The 24,251-nt window shown below is 42.8% G+C and carries 22 protein-coding genes; 5 read left to right on the top strand and 17 right to left on the bottom strand.

The genetic code is table 11. The features are described 5' to 3' along the window. Positions 1–46: 46 nt before the first annotated feature. The 3 genes from proB (at position 47) to L1611_RS14830 (ending at position 3,308) form a co-directional block, all read left to right on the top strand. Positions 47–1,171 carry a glutamate 5-kinase gene (gene proB, locus L1611_RS14840; RefSeq protein ID WP_236314441.1) on the top strand — a complete coding sequence of 375 codons (1,125 nt, stop codon included), beginning with the start codon at positions 47–49 and terminating at the stop codon, positions 1,169–1,171. A gap of 59 nt (positions 1,172–1,230) precedes the next feature. Beyond that, positions 1,231–2,484 carry a glutamate-5-semialdehyde dehydrogenase gene (locus L1611_RS14835; RefSeq protein ID WP_236314439.1) on the top strand — a complete coding sequence of 418 codons (1,254 nt, stop codon included), beginning with the start codon at positions 1,231–1,233 and terminating at the stop codon, positions 2,482–2,484. 242 nt (positions 2,485–2,726) lie between these two features. After that, positions 2,727–3,308, top strand: a complete 582-nt coding sequence (locus L1611_RS14830; RefSeq protein WP_236314437.1) for a YitT family protein — start codon at positions 2,727–2,729, stop codon at positions 3,306–3,308. On the opposite strand, the gene L1611_RS14825 is transcribed toward L1611_RS14830, so the two are convergent. From L1611_RS14825 to L1611_RS14800, 6 genes are all read right to left on the bottom strand, one after another. Continuing rightward, positions 3,301–3,630, bottom strand: coding sequence for a YnfA family protein (locus L1611_RS14825; RefSeq protein WP_236314435.1), 330 nt, complete (start codon positions 3,628–3,630; stop codon positions 3,301–3,303). The two genes, L1611_RS14830 and L1611_RS14825, sit on opposite strands and share 8 nt — an antisense overlap. Before the next feature lie 364 nt (positions 3,631–3,994). After that, complete coding sequence (locus tag L1611_RS14820; RefSeq protein ID WP_236314433.1) at positions 3,995–5,728, bottom strand: phospho-sugar mutase; 1,734 nt, start codon at positions 5,726–5,728, stop codon at positions 3,995–3,997. A gap of 574 nt (positions 5,729–6,302) precedes the next feature. Further along, complete coding sequence (locus L1611_RS14815) at positions 6,303–7,850, bottom strand: bifunctional GNAT family N-acetyltransferase/carbon-nitrogen hydrolase family protein (RefSeq protein ID WP_236314430.1); 1,548 nt, start codon at positions 7,848–7,850, stop codon at positions 6,303–6,305. Between the two features lie 17 nt (positions 7,851–7,867). Beyond that, positions 7,868–8,260: a VOC family protein gene (locus L1611_RS14810; protein ID WP_236314428.1), complete on the bottom strand. Its 393-nt coding sequence runs from the start codon at positions 8,258–8,260 to the stop codon at positions 7,868–7,870. A gap of 8 nt (positions 8,261–8,268) precedes the next feature. Beyond that, positions 8,269–8,934 carry an HAD family hydrolase gene (locus tag L1611_RS14805; RefSeq protein WP_236314426.1) on the bottom strand — a complete coding sequence of 222 codons (666 nt, stop codon included), beginning with the start codon at positions 8,932–8,934 and terminating at the stop codon, positions 8,269–8,271. Positions 8,935–9,441: 507 nt separating this feature from the next. Further along, the gene (locus L1611_RS14800) at positions 9,442–9,879 is read right to left on the bottom strand and encodes a CBS domain-containing protein (protein ID WP_236314423.1); all 438 of its coding nucleotides are present in this window, start codon (positions 9,877–9,879) and stop codon (positions 9,442–9,444) included. 145 nt (positions 9,880–10,024) lie between these two features. Between L1611_RS14800 and L1611_RS14795 the strand changes: the two genes are divergently transcribed. Further along, a complete protein-coding gene (locus L1611_RS14795; RefSeq protein ID WP_236314421.1) occupies positions 10,025–10,303 on the top strand; it encodes a late competence development ComFB family protein in 279 nt (92 codons plus the stop codon). On the opposite strand, the gene L1611_RS14790 is transcribed toward L1611_RS14795, so the two are convergent. From L1611_RS14790 to L1611_RS14770, 5 genes are all read right to left on the bottom strand, one after another. Next, positions 10,294–11,133, bottom strand: coding sequence for a ComEC/Rec2 family competence protein (locus L1611_RS14790; RefSeq protein WP_236314419.1), 840 nt, complete (start codon positions 11,131–11,133; stop codon positions 10,294–10,296). The two genes, L1611_RS14795 and L1611_RS14790, sit on opposite strands and share 10 nt — an antisense overlap. Positions 11,134–11,247: 114 nt before the next feature. Beyond that, positions 11,248–12,417: a sporulation protein YhbH gene (gene yhbH / locus L1611_RS14785; protein ID WP_236314417.1), complete on the bottom strand. Its 1,170-nt coding sequence runs from the start codon at positions 12,415–12,417 to the stop codon at positions 11,248–11,250. Positions 12,418–12,863: 446 nt separating this feature from the next. Beyond that, a complete protein-coding gene (locus L1611_RS14780; protein ID WP_225067978.1) occupies positions 12,864–13,046 on the bottom strand; it encodes a hypothetical protein in 183 nt (60 codons plus the stop codon). Positions 13,047–13,096: 50 nt separating this feature from the next. Then, positions 13,097–13,651 (bottom strand): signal peptidase I, encoded by a 555-nt coding sequence (gene lepB / locus L1611_RS14775; RefSeq protein ID WP_236314416.1) that lies wholly within the window; start codon positions 13,649–13,651, stop codon positions 13,097–13,099. Positions 13,652–14,025: 374 nt separating this feature from the next. Next, positions 14,026–15,921, bottom strand: coding sequence for a PrkA family serine protein kinase (locus tag L1611_RS14770; RefSeq protein WP_236314414.1), 1,896 nt, complete (start codon positions 15,919–15,921; stop codon positions 14,026–14,028). Between the two features lie 146 nt (positions 15,922–16,067). On the opposite strand from L1611_RS14770, the gene L1611_RS14765 reads away from it, so the two are divergent. Beyond that, entirely contained in the window at positions 16,068–17,933 is a 1,866-nt protein-coding gene (locus tag L1611_RS14765; RefSeq protein ID WP_236314412.1) for a transglycosylase domain-containing protein, read from the top strand. Positions 17,934–18,115: 182 nt separating this feature from the next. Here L1611_RS14765 and L1611_RS14760 read toward each other — a convergent pair whose 3' ends face one another. From L1611_RS14760 to L1611_RS14735, 6 genes are all read right to left on the bottom strand, one after another. Beyond that, positions 18,116–18,682, bottom strand: coding sequence for a DUF5366 family protein (locus tag L1611_RS14760; protein WP_236314411.1), 567 nt, complete (start codon positions 18,680–18,682; stop codon positions 18,116–18,118). 297 nt (positions 18,683–18,979) lie between these two features. Continuing rightward, complete coding sequence (gene trmL / locus L1611_RS14755; protein ID WP_236314409.1) at positions 18,980–19,450, bottom strand: tRNA (uridine(34)/cytosine(34)/5-carboxymethylaminomethyluridine(34)-2'-O)-methyltransferase TrmL; 471 nt, start codon at positions 19,448–19,450, stop codon at positions 18,980–18,982. 117 nt (positions 19,451–19,567) lie between these two features. Next, entirely contained in the window at positions 19,568–20,461 is an 894-nt protein-coding gene (locus L1611_RS14750; RefSeq protein ID WP_236314407.1) for an amidase domain-containing protein, read from the bottom strand. A 112-nt stretch (positions 20,462–20,573) separates the two neighbouring features. Next, positions 20,574–21,107, bottom strand: a complete 534-nt coding sequence (locus L1611_RS14745; protein WP_225067972.1) for a methylated-DNA--[protein]-cysteine S-methyltransferase — start codon at positions 21,105–21,107, stop codon at positions 20,574–20,576. 58 nt (positions 21,108–21,165) lie between these two features. Beyond that, the gene (gene queG, locus L1611_RS14740; RefSeq protein WP_236314405.1) at positions 21,166–22,311 is read right to left on the bottom strand and encodes a tRNA epoxyqueuosine(34) reductase QueG; all 1,146 of its coding nucleotides are present in this window, start codon (positions 22,309–22,311) and stop codon (positions 21,166–21,168) included. 256 nt (positions 22,312–22,567) lie between these two features. Continuing rightward, positions 22,568–24,251: ABC-ATPase domain-containing protein (locus tag L1611_RS14735; protein WP_236314403.1), on the bottom strand; the 1,684-nt coding region annotated here is incomplete at its 5' end.

The raw sequence follows: 24,251 nt of genomic DNA, 5'->3' as shown, positions 1-24,251 counted from the left end.
CATAAAAAACAGATATAAAAGATATGGAGTGATGGAGTAACCAGTTATGGATAAAAAACGAATCGTAATCAAAATCGGAAGCAGTTCACTAACTAGCTTACACGGAGAGCTCAGCCGTAGAAAAATAGAGAAAATAGTTGATGAAGTCGTTCGATTGAAAGATGACGGACATGAAGTCCTGCTCGTCTCCTCTGGGGCAGTTGCTGCAGGCTATCGTAAGCTCGGATTCATTAACCGCCCAAAATCCCTCCCGGAAATACAAGCAGCCGCATCGATCGGGCAAGGACTTTTGATTGAAACTTACTCTGACCTGTTCATCTCACATGGATATGTCGGTTCCCAAATCTTGATCACACGTGATGATTTCAAATATGAAACGCGGTATAACAATGCCCGAAGCACGTTGACTGTACTATTAGAAAGAGGGATCATCCCGATCGTGAATGAGAATGATACGATCACGATGGATTTCCTCAAGTTTGGAGATAACGATACATTGTCTGCTAAAGTCGCTGGGCTTGTGAATGCAGATCAACTCATCATTTTATCTGATATCGATGGTTTATTCGATGATGATCCACGTAAGAACGAAGATGCTAAGCTTCTCGATCAGGTTCATGTGATCACACCTGATATCGAAGCGGCAGCTGGAGACCCTGGAAGCTCCTTAGGTACAGGAGGAATGAAGTCGAAAATCGAAGCATTCAAGATTTCACTTGCTTCAGGTATACCTGCTTTTTTAGGGAAAGCCAATTCGGACAACATTATCTATGATGCAGTGAATCGTGAAGCAAAAGGCACGTATTTCGAACCAAAAGAAGATAATGAAAACTTGAATCAGAAGAAACAATGGATCGCGTTCAATTCGGGTCCTGAAGGGGAAGTCACGATTGATGATAAAGTGAAAGCTTCGATTCAAGAAGGCAACACAGGCCTTGCACCTACGGATTTACACAGTGTAAAAGGTCGATTCGATAAGGGTGCCGTCGTCCGTATCAAGGACTTGAACGGTAAAAAAATCGGGTTAGGTGTCATGAAATACTCCTCTAAAGAGCTGAAGAAGCTCATAGAAAACAAAGTGGAAGATCAACTGAAGAACTACAAGGTCGCTGCAGTGGAAAGTGAAGACTTGGTCTGCCACCTGAATGCTGCCGTACCTGCAGGTGTTTAAATAAATAGGATTTGTTTAACTAATAAACCATTTGAAAGGAATTGATACCCATCACACTTATGATTGAAAAAGTCAGTGTCGAAGAACAAGCGATTGAAGCGAAGAAGGCTGCAAAAACATTGTCTTTGTTATCAACTGAAGAAAAGAATCAAGCTTTACTGACAGTTGCAGATATCCTCGAAGCAGAATACGAAACGATTTTAAGAGCAAATGAAGAAGATCTCGAAAAAGGCCGTGAAAAGGGATTCGACACTGCCTTCATGGATCGTCTCGCACTATCGAAGGAGCGGATATTCGATTTTGCCCATGGCCTGCGTGACGTAGCAGAACTTGATGATCCCACAGGAATCGTGAAGTCTGACTGGACCCTCGACAACGGATTGAACGTACAGCAAGTAAGTGTACCCCTCGGTGTAATCGGCATGATTTATGAAGCACGCCCGAACGTGACTGTTGATGCGACAGGCCTTGCATTGAAATCAGGCAATGCGATCGTATTAAAAGGTGGATCATCCGCCCTATCATCCAATCAATCGATCGTTGAGGTAATGCACCGAGGTTTAGTGAAGACGAACATTCCAAAAGAAGCTGTACAGTTCATCGCAAGTACAGATCGTTCAGCAACACAGGAGCTCTTCACGATGAAAGAACACATTGATGTTCTCATTCCCCGTGGCGGTGGTTCATTGATTCAAGCGGTTGTGAACAATGCGACTGTTCCAGTGCTCGAAACAGGGGTAGGCAACTGCCATATTTATATTGATAAATGTGCGGATGTTGAAAAGGCGATCAACATTCTTGTGAATTCGAAAACCGATCGTCCTGCAGTTTGTAATGCCGCGGAAACTGTAATCGTTCATAAAGAGTGGCTGGATACGAATAAGAAAGAACTGATCAAGGCCTTTGAAAACCACTCTATCGCAGCGCATGGTGATGACTATGCACAGAGCATCATTCCTGGGTCAGTTCCAGCTGGTGAGGAAGACTGGGCGAATGAGTACCTTTCAACCGATATCGCTGTGAAAACAGTGGATGATGTAACAGAAGCAGTCGATCACATAGAAGAATATGGCACGAAGCACTCTGAGGCAATCGTGACTGAGGATGACCAAGCAGCGAAGACATTCCTGGGGCTTGTAGATGCAGCAGCTGTCTACCACAACGCATCGACACGATTTACTGATGGAGGAGCACTTGGCTTTGGAGCAGAAATCGGTATTTCCACCCAAAAGCTGCACGCTCGCGGACCAATGGGACTTCCTGCTCTTACAACCGTCAAATATGTAATGAGCGGAACAGGACAAACCAGATAAAATAAGACAACAAGAGCTGACCCTTGCCATGGTGTAGAGGGTCAGCCCTTTTCATGTGAAAGGAACTGTTCACTTCCCGGGATAATCTGTGCACTTTCTAGGATAATCTGTTCACTTTCTGGAATATTCTGTTCACTTCCCAGGACATTCTGTTCACTCCCTACCAGGATTCCTCTCTTTTCATATCATCCTGAACTTGTACATATCTTGTAATAAAGATCATACTCGGGGAGAGGTTAAGGGTGAAAAAGTGGTTCGCAATTATCATTGGCAGCTTGTTTATCGGTGTTGGTATCAATGGGCTTCTCGCCCCAAATCACTTGCTTGATGGCGGAATCATCGGTATCAGTTTGATTGCCAATTACACCTGGGGGTTCCAGCCAGGTTTAGTCATCATTCTATTAAGTTTGCCTCTTTATGGACTAGCCTGGTTTTACCACCGCTCTTACTTTTATAACAGTTTACACGGTATGTTGATTTCATCTTTTTTCATAGATGCCTTTGCGCCAATCCGCCACTGGAGCCATCCCCCGCTATTGCTGTGCGCATTGATCGGCGGATTCCTAGTCGGTACTGGGATCGGTATCATGCTGCAACAGGAAACAAGTACAGGCGGCACTGATTTACTCGCACAAATGCTTTCAAAAATGACTAAAGTCAATGTCGGCATCCTCATCTTCCTGATCGATGCCATCGTCATTGCCTGTGGCGGTCTGATTCTCGGAACACAATCTTTTCTTTATTCTGTAATCACCATCATCGCCGTCGGAGTAACCACGACATTCATAACCTTGACGAAAAGCTCTCCTACACCTTCTAATTGACCCGTGGCGCCCAGATGATGATTGTAACACCGATCAGACATACAACCGCCCCGAGAATATCATAGTGATCAGGGGTTTTTCTATCAATGAACCATCCCCACAAAAGCGCTAGAACGATAAACACTCCGCCATACGCCGCGTATACACGTCCGAATGTCGGAAAAGCCTGAAAGGTAGGGACGATTCCATAGACGACAAGAACGAGAGCCCCCACAATTCCATACCAATATGGAGAACCCTCGCGTAACCATAGCCAGAATAAATAGCCACCACCGATTTCTGCAAGTCCTGCAATGGTAAATAGGAAGATCGCTTGAATCATGATTTCACCCCTTTCGACCTAGTATTTAGGAGGACAAGTTTAGCAATGCCGATTATTACATAGACTAATAATAGAAGATTTACCCAAAAAAGAATGACGTAATCTGAAAGGGATTATCCAGAATAGGTGATGATGAGCATGGCGATTTTTGTAATCTGTCCGAAATGTAAAGGCGCAGGTAAAGTATCCTCTATAATGTTTTTTATGAGGAAAAAGAAATGTCCAAAATGCAACGGTATTGGCAAAATCAAATCCAATAGAGACTGGTTTTCCACACCACAATAAAAGGGCTGACCCGAATCCTGCGCACCAGGAACCTCCATGAACAGAGGGTGTCACGCTATAGGAAAGCCCCTTTTATTATTCACATGATATGGTTGACCTTCTCCATTACGTCTTTCTTGATCTTGTCTAGCTGTTTTTTACTTTCCTTAAGGGTTGATGCCTGCACGCCAAAGTAGAATTTGATCTTCGGTTCAGTTCCTGAAGGACGCAAGCATACCCAGGAACCATCCTCAAGTGTATATTTGATCACATTGGATGGTGGCAATAGGATCGTTTCTGTTTCAGTTGATTTTACCATCAATCTTTCACGGCTCTGGTAATCCTCAATCACAGAAACCGGTACACCTCCAAATTCAGAAGGTGGCTGATTGCGGAAAGTCGAAAGGATCTCCTTGATCTGTTCTTCACCTTTCTTCCCCTTCAACGTTAACGATTCCAACCCTTCCTGATAGTAACCAAATTCTTCAAAGATTTCCATTAAACCTTCGTAGAGTGTCATGCCTTTCGCTTTATAATAAGCTGTAACTTCAGCCGCCATCAGACAAGCTTGGACCGCATCTTTGTCACGTACAAAATCCCCGATCAGGTAACCGTAACTCTCCTCGTATCCAAATACGAATTCATATTGGCCTGAACGTTCGAATTCCCCCATTTTTTCACCGATGAATTTGAATCCTGTCAAGGTATCAATCGTTTCAAGCCCATATTTTTCAGCAATTTCCCGTCCGATTTCAGAGGTGACGATGGTCTTCAGCACTGCACCATTTTCCGGTAATGCGTCTTTTGCTTTCCTTTGCTTCAACAAATAATGGAGGATCAAAGCACCTGTCTGATTTCCAGTCAGTACAACGTATTTCCCCTGGTCATCCTTTACGGCTACACCGACTCGATCCGCATCAGGGTCGGTCGCGATCAACACGTCCGCTCCCTTACGCTCACCATATTGGATCGCAAGTTCAAAGGCTGCATGTTCTTCCGGGTTCGGAGACTTTACTGTTGAAAACTCCGGGTCCGGCTTTTCTTGTTCACTGACGACCGTGACGTTCTTGAATCCTAAGGACTCGAGGCCTCTTCGGACTGGTAAATTCGCTGTTCCATGTAATGGGGTGAAAACGATTTTCAAATCTTCTTGTTCTTTGATCAACTCGTGATCTACAGAAATACCAACTAATTTTTCATTATATGGACGGTCGATTTGTTCTCCGATGATCTTCAACAATCCAGATTCTTTCAACTCATTCTCATCCGCAACTTCGATCTCCAATTCATTTTCAATGTCATTCACAAAATTGATGACATCGTTCGCAGGTGCTGGTGGAAGCTGTCCACCGTCTTCTCCATAGACTTTAAAACCATTGTACTCAGGCGGATTATGACTTGCTGTGACGACAATACCAGAGAAAGCGTTCAAATAACGGACTGCAAATGATAACTCAGGCGTCGGACGAAGGTCTTCGAATACATAGGTCTGTATGCCATGACGACCTAGTGTCTTAGCCGCTTCCATCGCGAATTCAGGCGATTTATGACGCGAATCATAGGCAATCACGACACCTCTGTGCTTTACATTTTCTCCAAACGACTCTATGTAACGCGCCAGACCTTCAGCGGCCTTACGTATCGTATACTTGTTCATCCGGTTCGTTCCAGGGCCGATTTCTCCGCGCATACCCCCGGTTCCGAATTCCAGTGATTTATAAAAACAATCTTCCAGCTTTTCCTCCACATCTTTCAATTTACCCAGTTGTAGTCGCAATTCTTCATCAAGTTGTTGAAAACTGCTCCAACGATCATAGTCTTTTCTCCAGCTCATGTTTTCCTCCTAATTCTATAGTAAACAGGTACATCCTTATTGTATAAGAAATCAATGCTTTCAACCACTTCTCCGCAGAGATTTTGTAGACCTTCCATTATTCAAATGCCACGATGCTATCGAGTTCGCCACGGCTGCTCCATACTGGTCCGGTGATTCTGGTTTAATTCATGTCGAAACAGTATTTGGTCAAATTACGTCAGTAAAATATGTCACTATTCCCCGGAAAATATGAACACAGAACTTTTTCATCTGAGAACGTTGTAGAATGTTCTCTTTAAATAAAGAAAAGCGCAAGCGCCCTGATCAGCCACGAAGGACACTGGAAGTCCGACGGGAGGCTCGAACCAAACAAAGTTCGGTTCTGCGTAGGTAACATCTTAAGTAGTACTTCAATGTGCCGACCGCTACAGGAGGACTGAAGTGATCCAAGTGGTTGGGCGGTGGAGCTAGACATCAAGAAAAGCGCAAACGCCAGGCTGAGCCTTAGTTGTTCATATATAGAAGAAAGTATTTTATACTTTCTTTAAATGTAAAAAAGACAGGTCGAATGCCTGTCTTCATGATTGTAGAACTATTGTTCATCCTGCTTTTTCATCGTCACTTCATAAAGATCACGTCTTCTGTCTCTTAACTGCATGACACTTCCTGACCTTCTATGTCTCCGTAAAATTTCTAAATCGACATCGCCAACCACGACTGTTTCAATATTCGGGTTACATTCGCCAACAATCCCATCTCGAGGAAAGGTGAAGTCGGATGGTGTAAAAATGCCTGACTGCGCGTATTGGATATCCATATTTTCCGTTTGCGGCAAGTTCCCTACTGTTCCAGACAGGACGGTGTAAACCTGATTTTCAATCGCTCTTGCTTGCGCACAATAACGTACGCGTAAATACCCTTGCCGATCATCCGTACAGAACGGAGTGAAGATGATCCGCGCTCCTTTATCTGTCACATACCTCGAAAGCTCTGGGAATTCGATGTCATAACAGATTAAGATGGCGACCTTCCCGCAATCAGTATCAAACACATTCACCTTATCTCCAGGACTTACTCCCCACCACTTCCGTTCGTTAGGGGTGATATGAAGCTTATACTGCCTTTCAATCGTTCCATCTCTTCTGAACAAGTATGCGATGTTATAGATCTTACCGTCCTCTTCAACGAAATGGGACCCCCCGACGATGTTCACGTTGTAACGGACTGCCAGCTCAGTGAAAAGTTCGATATAATCTTCCGTATACTCAGTCAGTCTTCTAACCGACTGGCTTGGGCTCTTCTCATCAAGATAGGACATGAGCTGAGTGGTGAATATTTCAGGGAAAACAGCGAAATCCGATCCATAATCTGAAGCGACGTCTGTGTAATACTCGACCTGGTTAGCGAACTCATCAAACGTATAGATCTGTTTCATCATATATTGGATCGTCGTAATCCGAACTGGGAATGATGTTTTGAAATGGCGTTTCGAAGTCGCCCTGTAATCGATATTGTTCCACTCCATCAAGGTAGCGTGTGCGTTTGATGCCTTGTCGTCCGGGAGATAGGACGGGTTTACCCGCATCAACGTGAACCCGTTCATCAATTGAAAAGTCAACACGGGATCATAGATATTGTGATTGACAACTTCCTTTACGTATTCTCTCGGTGACATTTTATCAGCGTATTTATGATAATTCGGAATCCTTCCGCCGATGATGATGCTCTTCAAATTCAGCTTTTCAGCCAATTCTTTACGTGCTTCATACAGACGACGGCCGATTTTCATCCGTCGGAAATCCGGATGAACCATGACCTCGATACCATAGAGGTTATAACCTTCAGGATCATGGTTTGTGATATAGCCTTCATCCGTAATCTCATCCCATGTATGTTTTTCATCGTACTCATCGAAGTTTATAATCAAACTCGAACAGGTCCCGACTACTTTCCCCTCAGATTCGACACAAAATTGACCCTCAGGAAAGATGTTCAGATGACTCTCCAGGTGCTCCCTTTTCCATGGGTCCATATCCGGGAAGCATGCTTTTTGCAACTCAAGGATCTGATCGATATCCTTTTCCTCTATGTTCCTAAGTATAATTTTCTTTTCATATTTCGACTCATCAAACGATGACATGATCTATCCATCCTTCCTTATCGCCAATCCTTCATCCTTGTTTTTAAATCAGAAGTATTCAGTTCTATTTCAATTCCATTCGGATCAAGGAAGTTCACTACATGACCACCGCCCCGTTCAATTGGTCCGCGGACAATCAGTATGTCTTTTTCTTTAAGAAGGGCAACGGCGTTGTAGAAGTCCTTCTCATTAATTGAAAATGCAAAATGGTCAACACCTGGACCCTTAGCCTCGGTACTCCCCAGGTTCTTTTTTTCTAAAAGACAGATCCATGCCGAACCACTCTCAAGGTAAGCGTCCGTATTACCGAGATGGACCCTTTTCATGCCAAGTATTCCTTCATAGAAATGCAATGATTCATCCAGGTCGTTCACATTTAGTGTGATATGGTTGAAGCCTATGATCGTCATATTCCCGTTTACCGTCCGTTTGAAAACTGTTCGATCATTTCATTGAGTTTCAGTTCAGCTAGTGACTCAAGGCGCAAATCATACTCTTCAAACGTCAAATGGCGTGTGACCATGTTCGGTATGATGACCGTATGTAATCCGGCTTTTTTGGCTGCTTTTGCACCATTTGCTGAATCTTCAAAAGCCACAGCCTCTTCTGGTTTTACCCCCAGGCATTTGACAGCTTCCTGGAAGAGAGTCGGATCCGGTTTAACTTTTTCCACATCATCTGAGGTTTTGATACATTCAAAATAGTCAAAAATACCAAGGTTTTTCAGATGATTCGAAACCCACTTGTAAGACGAACTTGAAGCAAGCCCGATCTTCAGCCCCAATTTTTCTGCCGCTTCAAGATACTCGACTACACCAGGCATCGGTCCTTTATCCTTGATGAGTTCCTGGAAAATATCCAAACGCTGCTGTTTGATGGTATCACGATCGAGATTCTTACCAATCTGTTTTTCCAAGTATTCATGCGCATCAAAGTAATTTGAATGCGTACCGATACATTCTCCCCAGACCTCTAAAGGCAGCTCTGCTCCGTGTTCTTTATAGATCTTTTGTAAAACATCATATTCACACGACTCTGTATCTAAAATCAAACCATCAAAATCGAAAACAATCGCTTTAATCAAACTCTCCACACCCCTTCCATCATCTAACACCACTATATATAGAAAACTGGTTGATTGACAAGTAGAATGCGAAGTCAGAAACCAGTTGCACTTATATTTGGACCTAAACTTTTCAATGGACGTCGAATCTCATCCTGGCTCAAAAGTTATCATTACAAATGAAAAGAAAACGTGTCGACTGGCAAGTGATAACGATGTCGAGACCTAGTTTGCACTGCTATTTGCACCAAACTTGTTTCCAACGATGTATCTTCAAAACCGGTTTTCATAAGAATTGCACGAATATCAGAAAGTATTGCACGATTTAAAAAATAATTGCACGAAAATCGAAGAGAATTGCACGGTTTTAAAAATTATTGCTCGCTGACGAAAAACGATTTCACCAAAACAGACTTAATTGCTCACCACGGTGAATAATTGCATCAAAGCCATATGTAATTGCACCGCTCTAATCGCCTAGCCTACAATGTAAAAAACAAGCACCCATTGAAGGATGCTTGTTTCCCGTTATTGAGGGGTGTTTGGGTTTGAAGGAGTAGAAATGCTTGATAGAGCTTGCCCAGCGTTGTTCGGATCATGATCTTTCGTAGCAAGGTCCCCAAGTGAAACCATACCTACGACCTGATTGTTTTCCACGACAGGCAAACGACGGATTTGTTTTGTTGACATCAATTGAGCAGCCTCTTGGGCACTCATATTCGGATCTCCCGAAATGATGTTGTCGGACATACATTGAGATACTTGTGTATTTCCATCCATTCCTTGAGCTGTTGAACGCAGCGTGATGTCACGGTCTGTGATGATCCCTCGAAGTTGACCATTTTCTACGACAGGTATAGCACCCACGTTATATTGGCTCATTAAAGCTGCTGCTTCTTTAATCGATTGTTGTGGAGAAACAGAAGCAACGCTAGTTGACATAAGTGAACGAATTTGATTATCCATTTAAGCACATCCTCCTTTCGTCCTTAGTTTAGCCGGTAAAAATGAAGATTATTTTGCCTATATTTACAACCAATTTTGTGTTTCATTTTTATTACAATTCCACTACACTTATAAAAGATCATATTTTACATCATGAGGTGGAACAATGGCAAAAGATTATTACAATGTCCTCGAAGAAATCGTCCCGACAGTCGTAACTGTATTATTGAACAGCCCTGATTACCAAACCATTTGTCGATGTCACAAATGCACCGTTGATATCATTGCATTGAGTTTGAACAGCATTCCGCCAAGATATGTGACTTCACCCGAAAACCGCGAGCTCATCTATCAGCTGTTCAACAAATCATTCATGCGTACAATGCTCAATAAACATATTATCAGCGCAATTCATGTTGTCCGTAAGAATCCAAATCATGTCTGAGGGAACTCAGTAAAGAAACGGACTGACTTTCCATCACTTTTCATAATGATCGTACCCAATTTGTCAGTCCGAAACACTTGAATATTGTGGGATTTCAACCGTTTCAGCACTTCTTTGGAAGGATAACCGTATTTGTTTTTCCGACCAACCGAAATTACCGCATAATCTGGATTGGTCCTTTTCAACAAGCCGTTACTTGTCCCTGTGTTGGCTCCATGGTGTGCCACTTTCAGTACATCAATTTTTTCGTCATCCAACCTTTTCACCAATTCATTCTCCGAAGCCATACCGGCATCAGCCATCAGAAGAATCGAGTTTTTTCCATGATCGATTTTCAACACTGCCGAATGATCATTGAGTGATTTGTATTTTTTCTTTAAGGGCGCAATGAACTCCATCTTAATATTACGGGCCAGTTTTTCCTTTACGCCGGTTTTTGCGTCGATTTTCTCCACTCCGAATTCATCAACCAATCTCATCAACCGCTTATAATATGTTGTATGATACTTGACGGAAGGCATATAGATCCTCCCGATTTCAAAGGATTCGAAAATGGCGTCCATGCTTCCGATATGATCATGATGAGGATGGCTCGCAATCAAATAATCGATTTTTTCAATTCCTCGCTTCTGAAGATAAGAAACGACCTTGGGACCATCGTGTTCATCACCCGAATCAATCATAATATTCTTCCCATTGGATAATTCAATGTAAATACTGTCCGCTTGTCCCACATCAATCACATGCATTTCGAGGTTCGTCTTCCATAGAGCTTCGGCCGGTTGTGGAAATAGTACGATCAGCATCAGAATTACAATAAGTAGTCTCATTCGATTTTGAAGAACCTCCCCTTGAAAATTTAGTCTTAGTTTATGTAGGAAAGGGGAGATTATTTTTCCATAAAAATCCCTTCATCGATTAACGTTGATGAAGGGTCAGCTGGCTTATGCCAAATTCTGTTCGCCTTTCTTGAAGAAACTTTTCATCGAATGATATACATCTCGTTTTTCTTTTAGAATATAGTAATTGAATTTTGGATCATTGATATTTTTGTATACGCTCATAAGGGTGGAGTGGCGATTGTACGGATTCACTTCTCCATATCCGAAAATATTCGATACTTCCATGATCTGTTGGACCAACTTAATACATCGGGCATTGTCACTTGTCAGGTTGTCACCATCTGAAAAGTGGAATGGATAAATATTATAACGACTCGGTGAATATTTACCTTCTATGAGTTCCAGCGCCTTTCTATATGCAGATGAACAAATCGTCCCTCCACTTTCACCTTTAGAGAAGAAGTCTTCTTCAGAAACAACTTTTGCTTCAGTATGATGTGCGATGAATTCTATTTCCACTTTTTCGTATTTAGACCTAAGGAAGCGTGTCATCCAGAAGAAAAAGCTTCGAGCCATATATTTTTCCCAAATACCCATACTTCCTGACGTATCCATCATCGCAAGAACGACAGCTTTAGATTCAGGCTTTTCTTTTTCATTCCATGTTTTGAAACGAAGATCTTCTGGAAATATCGGTATGATCGACGGATCTCCTTTCAAAGCATTCCGTTTATAGGCGGTTAAGATCGTTTTTTTCTTGTCAATATTACCCATTAATCCTGTCTTTCGGATATCGTTGAACTCAATCTTTTCAAGTATGATGTTTTCCTGTTCTTTCTGCTGTAAATTCGGAAGCTCAAGTTCTTTGAATAACAACTCTTCAAGTTCTAACAGGGATACCTCTGCTTCATAATAATCTTTTCCTGCCTGGTCGCCAGCACCTTTTCCTTTACCAGCTCCTTTATTACCATTAGGCTTTCCATCACGCGCAATGACATCACCGACTTGGCTTTCTCCGTCTCCCTGCCCGACATGTTTTGATTTATCATAATTGTAACGGATTTTATATTCATCCAGGGAACGGATCGGAATTTTAATGACATCGTGACCATTGGATAGAATGATGCTTTCCTCACTGATCAAGTCTGGTAGATTGTTCTTTAAGGCATCTTGAACTTTCTCCATATGACGCTGTTGGTCTTGATAGCCTTTTCGGTGGAGGGACCAGTTCTCCTGTGACACGACGAAATTTCCATTTTTATTGACGGTCATTTGATTCCCCTCCTTATTTGATTTCCCCCGAAAGAGCACGTTTACTTTCGGGGGATTACTCTATCCTATGCATTAAATGTTCAGAATTGCTAATAAATTCGAACAAAAAAGATGCATGTCTTATAAAAGATTTTTCATCTTGACTTTTTATAAGTTTTTACGAACAGGTTTTCAGTAAACAAAAAAATGACCGAACATTTCGGTCGACTTTACCAAACAACTCTACTCCGCCCCATTTCCGGGCCAACTCAATTATCAATTCGTTAAAGGTTTCTTTATTGCCGATGTCAAAAACCACGTCCTTTTGTGGCTTTTGGTATGAGGCTGGCCAAAATTCCGGTTCTGACCCGGTACGTGTTTTTCATCCCAGCGTGTCAACATAAACACGAGTTCATCCAAAAAAGCATAAAAAAGATTAGCCCCAGAAGAGCCAATCTTATTTGTACTTATTTATCATCTTTATCGGTTTTTGTTTCATGTTGCTCTGGGTCTGGTATTTTACCGCTTTTCTTGACATTTTCATTCGAGGATACGTGTTCCATTACCTTGCTGTGTTCTTTAAGCTCTTTTTCATTTCTTACCATAAAGCTGTTCATCGACTCTTTTTCTTTATCATTTTTCTTTGTCATAGGTAACCACCTCTTGAACTATCGTTACCCATATTTTTCATAAAATAAACCTAATGGATGACTTGGAATTCAGACATCGGCCAGTACCTGAGGTTGACTTCCCCGACGATATTTTCGAGGGGTACGAATCCGATATGGCGGCTGTCGATACTGTGAAGGCGGTTATCACCTAATACGAAAACCATTCCTTCCGGCACCCGTTTCTTGCTGGTGATGTCTTTCAATGTAAAGTCACCAGTCAATTGTGAACCTTCCTGGAGATCCTTCCTGAACCTTTCTAAGTACTTTTCTTCCACAGGTTGATCATTAATGTATAATTTATCATTACGATATTCAACTTTGTCACCTGGGAGTCCGATGATCCTTTTTATATAATCTTCTTGCTCATTCGCCTTGAAGACAATCAAATCAAACCGCTGGGGCTTGGTGATATCATAATTGATTTTATTAACAATCAAACGATTACCTTCCTGAATGGTAGGCATCATGGATTCTCCGTATACGACATAATTCGTGAAAAGAAAATGACGAACTATAAACGCAATCAGAAGTGCTATTCCAATCGCCTTGATCCATTCCCAAAAACTATCCTTGGTTTTGGTCATGTAAACTTACACACCCTTTTTCGTTATTATATTAAATTTACCATTTTATACAATTTAATAGCAAGTACACAATGAGTTAAATTTTTGTAAACAGTATAACAGATAAATGTAAGTAAACACAAAAAGAGTGCCAGGCACCGTTTCAGAATCCTTCTCCCACAAGGTTTTTCAATCAGTGCCTGGCACCGTTTCAAAGTCCTTCTCCCACAAGGTTTTTCAATCAGTGCCTGGCACCGTTTCAGAATCCTTCTCCCACAAGGTTTTTCGTTCGGTGCCTGGCACTGAGGAGGCACTGAGGGGGCACAGAGGAAGTATTACAAAAAAAGGCGTGCCGCTTGGGTACGCCTTTTCATTGTTTTTACAGCCTTTCATTGTTATCTGTTGAGGAGGCTTCCGACATATCGAAGGAGGTCGTTTGCAGAGATCGAGTTATAGCCATGTTCATCAATCAAACGTGCAATGACTTCATTGACTTTCTTGAGCTGGGACTCATCCGGGGTTTTGGTCGAAGTCGTGATCTTCACAACGTCTTTAAGATCAGCGAACAATTTCTTCTGAATCGCTTCCCGTAAACGCTCATGTGAATTGTAGTCAAATTTCTTCCCTTTACGTGCATAAGCGGAAATCCGGATCAAAATCTCTTCACGGAACGCTTTCTTCGCATTCTCAGAAATACCGATCTGTTCTTCGATCGATCGCATCAACTTCTCATCTGGATTCATTTCATCACCAGTCAATGGATCACGCAGTTTGTTCTTATTGCAATAGGCCTCGACATTATCAAGGTAATTGTCCATAAGCGTCTTCGCTGACTCTTCATAGGAATAGACAAATGCTTTCTGTACTTCCTTCTTCGCAATGTCATCATACTCTTTACGTGCAACAGAAATGAAGTTGATATATTTTTCCCGGTCTTCTTTCGAAATCGAGGCATGCTGGTCCAGTCCATCCTTCAAGGATCTCAGGACATCGAGCGGACTGATGGCGGGAACATCTTTACGTATGATAGCAGAAGATATCCGGTTAATGACATACCGTGGATCGATTCCGCTCATTCCTTCATCTGGAAACTCTTTTTTCAACTCTTCAACATCTGCATGATTGAAGCCTTCAACATTTTCCCCATCATAAAGGCGCATCTTTTTCACAAAATCGACGCCTTGTTTGGTGGATTCCTTCATACGGGTCAATACAGAGAAAATCGCTGCGACTCTCAGAGCGTGCGGAGCAATATGGAAATCCGCAATATCACTATCGTCGATCATTTTTTCATAAATTTTCTCTTCTTCAGATACCTTCAAATTGTACGGAATCGGCATCACGATGATACGGGAATGCAATGCCTCATTTTTCTTATTGGATATGAACGACTTATATTCTGCTTCATTCGTATGAGCAACGATCAGTTCATCCGCCGAGATGAGCGCGAACCTTCCAGCCTTGAAATTCCCTTCCTGTGTCAACGACAGCAAATGCCATAAGAATTTTTCATCACACTTCAGCATCTCCTGGAATTCCATCATTCCACGGTTAGCTTTGTTCAGCTCCCCGTCAAACCGGTAGGCCCGTGGATCTGATTCTGAACCGAACTCGGCAATCGTAGAAAAGTCGATGCTACCTGTCAAATCTGCGATATCCTGAGATTTAGGGTCAGAAGGACTGAACGTTCCAATACCCGTCCGTTTGTCCTCGCTAAAAAAGATCCTCTCGATGATGACATCCTCAATGCGCCCATCATATTCCTGCTCAAGCCGCATCATATTGAGCGGCGAGAGTGAGCCTTCCACACGGATTCCATACTGCTTTTGAAAATCGTCGCGCATCGACTGTGGGATCAAGTGCAACGGGTCTTCATGCATCGGACAGCCCTTGATGGCATAAACGGCTCCTTCATCTGTTTTCGAGTATGCTTCCAATCCTCTTTTCAACATCGTCACAATCGTTGACTTACCGCCACTGACAGGTCCCATCAAAAGCAAGATACGCTTACGGACATCCAATCTTTTTGCAGATGGGTGAAAATACTCCTCCACTAGCCGCTCAACTGCATCCTCCAGGCCGAATATTTGGTTAGAAAAGAAATTATATCGTTTCTTCCCATTCACCTCTTCGATTCCGTGGCTTTTGATCATATTATAAACACGAGAATGGGCAGATTGAGCAACTTCAGGACGCTCTCGTAAAATTTCAAGATATTCAGCGAAGGTACCTTCCCAAACCAATCTCTTTTCTTCTTCCCGGTATTCCTGTAATTTTCCTAAAATATCCATGAGTACCCCCTCCAAGGAATAATCGTACATGTAATACCATCGTATGCCCCGTCTTGCCTTATCATTCGATGTTCTTTTCCGACCAAATCCTCACATACATGGTAAAATGAAGGAATGACACACATATAGAAGGACAGGATGTAAAATTGAAACTTTTAGCTGGATATATCGGAATCATCAGTCTGTTGCTCAGCTCCTTTATGCTGACCACGCATGCTTGGCGAGAAATCAAGAGTGTTGAACCTCCCTCAAAAATGATCGATAGTGAAATACCGATCGACTCAGTCCAATTGGCAAAGAGTTCAACCATCCTTGCTGATGATGGCTCAATCATCGATACCATCCATGGAACTGAGCACCGGATATACATACCATATGAACAGCTGCCCAGCTCGGTGATTCATGCTTTCATAGCTGCTGAAGATAATCATTTCTTCAAGCATCGTGGAGTTGATGGAACTGCGATTATCCGTGCCATCGTCATTAATGCAAAATCCAATTCGATCGACCAGGGCGGGAGTACGATTACACAACAACTAGCAAGGAATTTATTTTTATCACATACGAAAACCTATAAACGAAAGCTCCATGAAGCCTTCTATTCTTATCGTTTGGAGCAGGAATTAACGAAAGAGAAGATTTTTGAGCTTTATAGCAATGCGATCTATTTCGGTAATGGAATCTATGGAATTGAAACAGCAAGCCGATTTTATTTCGGTCAATCCATCAATCAGCTTTCCCTATCTGAAATTGCCCTCCTATGCGGGATTCCGAATAGTCCTATCAAATATGACCCGATTACAAATATGGATCGATCGCTGGAACGGCAGCGTTATGTTCTACGGAAAATGTTCGAAAACAAATACATAAAAGAAGAAGAATATAACAAAGCAATGAATAGTGATATTGTCCTTGACGTATTACGCCCAGTCCATGAATTTCCAGATTATACGTCCTACACGCTTCGTGAATTGAAGGATTTGGTCTCACAATCAGAGGGTTTTGACGAGAAGCTGAAAAATGCTGAGACAACCGGGGAAAAGAAAAAAATCCGCTCGGAATTGGACCGATTCGTATATCAGTTGGTTTATGAAAAAGGAATCAAGATCGAAACGAATCTGGATAAGGGCATTCAGATTAATACCCGGGAACAATTGGGACAATTGCCGTATGAGGTCGAAGGTGCCTTTGTGGTCATCGATCACACAACACACAAACTGAAGGCATTGATCGGCGGAAAAAAAATGAAGGCAAACGAGTTCAATCGGGCTTATCAATCTTACAGGCAGCCCGGTTCTGCCATCAAACCATTGCTAGCCTTCGTCCCTATCATCGAGCAAAAGGCATTGCCGCTCAATGTCCCGGTCGATGCTTCGCCTTTTTGTAAACAAACGTATTGTCCTTCGAACTATGGCAATGCAACCTATAGGAACGTGTCATTGAAAGAGGCAATGGGCAAGTCGATCAACACGGCAGCCGTCAGGATGGTGGACTCGGTCGGAATCGAACAAGCTTTTCAATTCCTTGAGCCTTTCTCTTTTAAAAAAGTTTCAGCTAAAGACCATAGGCTTCCGACCGTCCTTGGAGGTTTTGATTACGGTCTATCACCATTAGAGCTGACCAATGCTTATACAGCTTTCAGCAATAACGGGCTTTATCAGCCATCACGGGCGATCAAAAGTGTCCATACGATTGATGGCAGACTTCTCTATCAATGGAAAGACAAACCGAGGCAGGTATGGTCATCCGATACGAATGAAAAAATGCGCATTCTGCTTAGTTATGTCATGACAAATGGAACAGGACGGCAAGCAAACATACCGTCAAAATACACCGGCGGGAAAACGGGAACGACGAATGATAACAAAGACTTATGGTTTGTAGGAATGACAGAACGTTATACGGCAGGAATCTGGGTCGGTAAAGACCGTCCGGCTCCTATTACGAATGTACAAAGCAGAGTCTTGCATTTGAAGATATGGAAGGACGTCATGAAGCAGGCTGGGAATTAAGGATGCATTAGGCTAATCCTAACCTTCGATGATTCATTCCTAACTTCTGTCTACCCATTCCTAACTTTCAACAGCTTATTTTCCAAAATTGGCCCATCATTTCCTAACTTCTTCCGAATAATTTCCCAACTCAGTAAATAAGACCGATTTTAAAAAGGGCTTTCCAAACGGATAGCCCTTCCCTATGCTGACATCACTCCAGACATCAGCGCTTTATAGACTTTTAAAACAGAGTAAGTGACACCTGTGGAAAAACTGATCCAAAACAATACGTGCATGAATACTAAGCCGAACATCCCTGCAATCGATAATGTGGTACTCGCTTTATAAACGAAATAAAAGAAATAGGCCAAGCAGGACAGCAAGAATATGAGTGGAAGTAAAAAAGAAGATTGTACGACGACTATGGAACAGAGACTGCCAATCAGGAAGATCGAACTTCCCCCACGAATTCTGTTTAAAGTGTCCCCTTCACTTTCTTTAGAGAAGAAAAAAAGTGATAATTCGACTAAAGTATCGGAAATCAGTTTAAGAGCAGCAAATAACATGAAGAACAACAGCGCACAAACGAACCAAAGAGCAACCTGGACCGTGCCGATTGAAAACAATTCGGTCATCCCCCGGTATATTCCAAGTATTTCAAGCTTCTCCACCAAATAAACCTGCGAGTAATATCCGAAAGATGCACTGAACAAAACGATTGCAAATAACGGAAAGTACCCGGTCAAATATGTATTTTTAACAAACATGACATTCCCCTAATATTTTCTGGTATCTCACTCTATTATTACATTTTCGTCACAGTTTTTCATACACTTTTCTGTTATATTTGCTATAATGGGATGTATGAATGGATATACTATGCTCTAAAGGAGGATGTCATATGAGCTTTGTCCTCATTTTAGGTGTTATCTTAGCCTTTTTGGTTTCGATCTTTACAGCTGGATACAACGATCGTCCAGGTACAAGAAAATAAGGTGGTAACTACATACCACTGTGCTTTAACCGCACATAAAAAACGACTGAAAAATTCAGTCGTTTTTTTATTACCTTAAATGCAAGTAATCCTGTTGCCTCAATGCTTCGTACACAAGAATCGCCGCTGTATTCGAAAGGTTCAATGAGCGGACATTCTCATTCATCGGTATTCTCAAACAACGCTCTTTATTCTGCTCGATGATCTCGTTTGGAAGACCGTTCGTCTCACGGCCGAATACAAAGTAATAGTTCACTTCAGGATTGCTGTAATCAAATGAAGTATGCGGTTTCTCACCGTATTTCGTAAGGAAGAAATACTCTCCATCCGTTTTTTTGAAAAATTCATCTATAGAATCATGATAGACGATATTCACATACTGCCAGTAATCCAATCCAGCTCTCTTCAGCATTTTATCGTCAGTGGAAAATCCGAGCGGGCGGATCAGATGGAGTGTTGTATCTGTAGCAGCACAGGTCCTTGCAATATTCCCAGTGTTTGCTGGAATTTCTGGTTGAAAAAGCACGATATGTACAGTCAAATCATTTCACCTCTAAATCAAAAACTGAAACCTTATCTATTATAGCATGTCCAACCCGCTACGGAAATTGACAATGAAAGGAACGTTTATCACGAAAAATAAAAAGACGGACTGTTTTTACCCGTCTATGATTCTGAAGAATTTGTACCTTATTTCTGGTGTATAGGCAGTGGAATCCGTATAGTCCCAAAAGCGCATCCGGCTATTGTGTGTATGAGCGTTGACCAGCGGCATGCCTTGCTCATCCCTTGCTACGACAATCGTATTATGCTGCCATCTCCCATCCCCATTGAAATCATAACAGATGACATCCCCTGGCACCAGCTGCTCAGGCGAGGCCATTTCCTGCCCACGTAAACCCTGCTTGGAGCCGCTCAAGTGCCACCTCAGCGTATTGGCAACGGCCCAGCTGTAGCTCCAATTATTATTTCTATACCACCAACCCTTCGACCGGTTCGGGTATCCTCTCATTGGAGCACCGCCTGCATGCAGGCACTGTGAAATGAAGTTTGTACAATCATTTTCAAACAGTTTATAGGCAGTGTTATGCGAATTCCACCATCGCTCTGCATATTTTACCGCTTCAAGCCGGTTATACCTATAACGTGGCATCGGCATCACATCTTCATCACGTTCGACCGTCTGCAGTTGGGATGGAAAAACGCCCTCCTGCTCCAATGATTGATCAAGCTCGATTTCATTGTTTTCGACCAAGGCTTTCCGCCTTTCAAGAGATTCTTCCACATAAAAGTTGGACGGTTGTTTAATGAGATATGATCGTTTGATCAAGTACGTAACCTCTTTTTTATTTGGCGCTGTAGAATCATGATGTAGAATCTTTGCTTTCACCTGAGCATTGACGATCACAGCATTCCTCGCTTTTAAGCTTTTTGACCTGCGGATCAAAGCTTCACGTTCCAAAGTACTGATACGACTATCCCTAATCCGATCCGTTGTGAAGGAGGCGTTTTGTTCTTCAATAAATTCCTGTAATGAAACAAGCCAATCCATTAATACAACCCCCTCTGTCTTTCTCCTTTCATGTCTATGGTTCGACCAATAAAAAAAGAACTCTTAATCAGAGTCCTTGTCAATCACACCAGCCGGTCATTTATCATTTTTTTTAAGAACAAACCTGTCTAGGTTGTTTTTCTAAGTTCAACAATACTTCCTTCTTCTCCAATCCGCCGCCATATCCAACAAGTTCACCATTGCTTCCGATGACTCGGTGACATGGAATCACGATAGGAAGCGGATTTTTGTTGTTGGCACTGCCCACAGCTCTTACAGACTTTGGAGAGCCGATCATTATCGCTACATCCTTATAGGAGTATGTTTCTCCATATGGTATGTTTCTCAGACCTTCCCATACCTTCCGCTGAAAAGGTGTACCAAAAAGAGTGATCGGGAAATCAAAATGCTGGCGCCGATGAAGGAAATATTCCTCGATCTGCTCAATATATGGGTGAAGAGCATCCTGGTCAAATAAAAGCTCAGCCTTCAAACCTTGTTTTTTCAACCATGCGTTGATGATAGGAAGATTTTCCTCGATCGATCCAAAGTCGATCCGGCATAAACCTTCTTCGGTTCTTAATAATGTAAGCAGGCCGATCGCGCTGTCCATTTCCCCATATTGCACACTGATAATTGTTGCCATGTTATCCCTTCTTTTTACCCTTTTGCCTTATCATACTGAACGAAAAATAATATAACCATCACGTTCTCACGCGATTATCCATCATATTCAGGCTTCTATCAATCTCAGCTAGTACATCCTCGTCTTTTTCTCTCTCTTTCGCAGATTTTAGCACAATTTCAGCTTCCTCTCCTCCGATCTTCCCGAGAGACCATGCCGCTGTCCCGCGAATCACAGGACGAGGATCTTCCCTAAGTACATGCAGCAATTCCGGGAGAGCTGTTGCGTCTTTAAAATTTCCCAATGCGATGATTGCATTCCTCTGGATAGGCTTCTTGCCTCTCCAAGAACCTGCTACTGGACCGAACTTCTCTCTGAATTCACGATTGCTGATTGTCAAAAGTGGCTTTAATTTCGGTTTTGCTATTTCGGGATCGGGTTCCATTTCCGGATGGTGATGAAAATCTTTCCCTTTATTCTCAGGACAAACTTGCTGACAAGTATCACATCCATAAAGCCTGTTCCCGAGTTTCTCACGGTAACGCTCTGGTAGAAATCCTTTTGTCTGTGTCAAAAAGGCGATACATTTATTAGAATCCAACTGGCCACCAGTCACCAGGGCCCCAGTCGGACAAGCATCCACACATTTATTGCAGGTACCACATTGGTCTGTCATCGGTTGGTCTGGTTCAAAGGGGATCGTCGTGATCAATTCGCCCAAGTAGACGTAGGAGCCGAACTCAGGTGTAATGGTGGCACAATTCTTTCCGCTCCAGCCAATCCCAGCACGCTGGGCAACCGCTCGATCCGATAGTTCACCTGTATCGACCATCGATGCGACTTTCGCTTCAGGATTCAGTTCCAGGATATATTGCTCCATCTGGTTCATTTTACTTCGTAATACATCATGGTAATCTTTGCCCCATGATGCCCTGCAAAAGATCCCTCTGCGATCATCTCTTGTGCTCCTCGGTGCATCCTTCATTTTTGAAGGGTACGCAAGCGCAATCGAAATGATCGACCTCGCTTTCGGAAGCAATAATTCTGGATGTATACGTTTCTTTATGTCCGGCTCTTCGAATCCAGATTGAAATCCATTCTCCTGCTGTGTCCGAAGCCGTTCCTTCAATTCTGTGAACGGGTCAGCTGTCGTAAATCCGATCTTATCGATACCGATTGATTTACTATATGCAATTACTTTTTCTTTTAACTGGGCACCTGTCATGGTTCGATCCCCCTTTCTTTAAAATTTGGCTTTGTTATTTTTCATTGTTGATTACTACGGCTCTCCATGTCCCAGTACTGGAGCAAAGCGGAAAGCGACCCGCTTCATCACGTAGGCCACTGGAAAACTGACGAGGAGCTGCCTGGTTCTGCATGGGCTCACACACAAGATGTAAATGAATGTCTCGACGCCACAGGAGTGTCGCGAATTTTGATACAACAGAATCTAACTACGCCTAAAATTTCGTAAAAGTGAGCTACTTACGAATAGCGAGTGTTCTTAATCTATTCAATGCTGAAGCTAATTCTAACATACGCGGCCGCGCCAAGTCACCAGGGTGCTGATTGGGAAAGTCTGTAAACGAAGCAAGGCCATCTTCACTGATCTGCCTGTCCACTTTTTGCAATATTTCTGCTATCGAGACCCTGCTCAACCACCTCTTCTTTTCCAGATAAAAAAGGATTTCTGCAAGCGCTCTTGTCTGGCTAGGATCCGTCAGCTGCTCGACAAAGTCGATTTTGATATCCACCTTGCCATATTGGATCGTATGGAGCCCTCTAGCTGTAACTTTTGAACGCTTCCCTTTCCGGCTGTTCAAGCTTGCAGGTTGAGGTATCCTTTTTTGGATTTCTCCAAAGTGGGCCCCACCCTCTTTCTTCCGGTCAACAATAGACTCTTCGGCGATTTTTCTAGCATCTATGGTCACGTCATATGGGCGGTATTGGTCCATCAATAGGACCGTATCCGCTACTTCAAAATAATCACCAGACCCCCCCATCACCAAAATGGTGGAAACCCGATGGTCTTCATATAGCTGCCTCACTTTATCTATAAACGGGGTGATCGGTTCTTTATCCTTTGAGACGAGCTGTTGCATTCGTTGATCACGGATCATGAAATTGGTTGCACTCGTATCCTCATCAATCAAAAGAGCCGTAGCGCCTGCTTCAAGGGATTCGATAATGGAAGCCGCTTGTGATGTACTACCACTCGCGTCTTCTGAAGTAAAACTTGTCGTCGTTTTTCCAAACGGAAGGTTTTGGATGAATGGTGAAATATCAACATCGGTAATTTTCCGCCCATCCTCAGCACGTACCTTCATCGCTTCCGGATCGGTCAGGACAAATTCCCTGCCATCCCCTTTAATATGATTATAGACGCCTCTTTCCAATGCCTCTAGAAGGGTGCTTTTGCCGTGATAACCTCCACCTACGATCAGTGTAATCCCTTCTTTGATGCCCATTCCTAGGATTGGCTCCTCCTTGTGGGGGATTGGGACTGCTACCTGTAAAGACTCAGGCGCTTTAAAGGGTATTACTTCTGTTGTTTTTAATGGACGGTTGCTGATCCCGCTCTCTCTTGGAAGGATAGCCCCATTTGCAACAAATGCTACGAAATGATTGCATTTCATATATTCCCGAATCGCTTCCTGCTGATCAGATAGCACCACCGCATTCCAGATCGTCTCTTCAGAAATGGAGAAAATGGAATCCTTCAAAATCTGTGGAAGGATCGAGAGAAGCATTTTCTGGGCTTGACGACCCAGTACACTACGTCCCTTCGCAGGAAGCCCAATGGAAAGACAGATGGTGACCGTGTCAGGAGTCAGCTGTACAGCCGTCCGTTGTAATACCTCTTGTCCTGGTTGGTCAATCGAAATCAATCCACTCTTTCCAGTCCCGCCAGCCCTTTGCTCCGTATTGTTGATTGCTTTAGCCACAATTCTTGCAATCGTATCCTCCACACTTATTTTCCGGGTCGATGTCGACTCCCAGTTTTGCTTCAAAATGGTTTTTGCCTTTGGAATCACCACTCTTATTTTGGAAGGGGATGCAAAAGGGTCCCCCTGATGGTTATATAGTCTATTTAAATGGACTGCCCAATTTGTTGTAGGACTTTCAAGAATATAGGTGACATTTGAATGAGTATATAAGCAAGTG

The sequence above is a fragment of the Pseudalkalibacillus salsuginis genome (assembly GCF_021646685.1).
Lineage (GTDB): Bacteria > Bacillota > Bacilli > Bacillales > Fictibacillaceae > Pseudalkalibacillus > Pseudalkalibacillus salsuginis.
This window is presented reverse-complemented; position numbering and strand designations above follow the sequence as displayed.

Coding starts and splice junctions, on each gene's coding strand:
- proB (WP_236314441.1), top strand. CDS start 47: ATGGATAAAAAACGAATCGTAATCAAAATCGGAAGCAGTTCACTAACT.
- L1611_RS14835 (WP_236314439.1), top strand. CDS start 1,231: ATGATTGAAAAAGTCAGTGTCGAAGAACAAGCGATTGAAGCGAAGAAG.
- L1611_RS14825 (WP_236314435.1), bottom strand. CDS start 3,630: ATGATTCAAGCGATCTTCCTATTTACCATTGCAGGACTTGCAGAAATC.
- L1611_RS14820 (WP_236314433.1), bottom strand. CDS start 5,728: ATGAGCTGGAGAAAAGACTATGATCGTTGGAGCAGTTTTCAACAACTT.
- L1611_RS14815 (WP_236314430.1), bottom strand. CDS start 7,850: ATGTCATCGTTTGATGAGTCGAAATATGAAAAGAAAATTATACTTAGG.
- L1611_RS14810 (WP_236314428.1), bottom strand. CDS start 8,260: ATGACGATCATAGGCTTCAACCATATCACACTAAATGTGAACGACCTG.
- L1611_RS14800 (WP_236314423.1), bottom strand. CDS start 9,879: ATGGATAATCAAATTCGTTCACTTATGTCAACTAGCGTTGCTTCTGTT.
- L1611_RS14795 (WP_236314421.1), top strand. CDS start 10,025: ATGGCAAAAGATTATTACAATGTCCTCGAAGAAATCGTCCCGACAGTC.
- L1611_RS14790 (WP_236314419.1), bottom strand. CDS start 11,133: ATGAGACTACTTATTGTAATTCTGATGCTGATCGTACTATTTCCACAA.
- yhbH (WP_236314417.1), bottom strand. CDS start 12,417: ATGACCGTCAATAAAAATGGAAATTTCGTCGTGTCACAGGAGAACTGG.
- L1611_RS14780 (WP_225067978.1), bottom strand. CDS start 13,046: ATGACAAAGAAAAATGATAAAGAAAAAGAGTCGATGAACAGCTTTATG.
- lepB (WP_236314416.1), bottom strand. CDS start 13,651: ATGACCAAAACCAAGGATAGTTTTTGGGAATGGATCAAGGCGATTGGA.
- L1611_RS14770 (WP_236314414.1), bottom strand. CDS start 15,921: ATGGATATTTTAGGAAAATTACAGGAATACCGGGAAGAAGAAAAGAGA.
- L1611_RS14760 (WP_236314411.1), bottom strand. CDS start 18,682: ATGTTTGTTAAAAATACATATTTGACCGGGTACTTTCCGTTATTTGCA.
- L1611_RS14750 (WP_236314407.1), bottom strand. CDS start 20,461: ATGGATTGGCTTGTTTCATTACAGGAATTTATTGAAGAACAAAACGCC.
- L1611_RS14745 (WP_225067972.1), bottom strand. CDS start 21,107: ATGGCAACAATTATCAGTGTGCAATATGGGGAAATGGACAGCGCGATC.
- queG (WP_236314405.1), bottom strand. CDS start 22,311: ATGACAGGTGCCCAGTTAAAAGAAAAAGTAATTGCATATAGTAAATCA.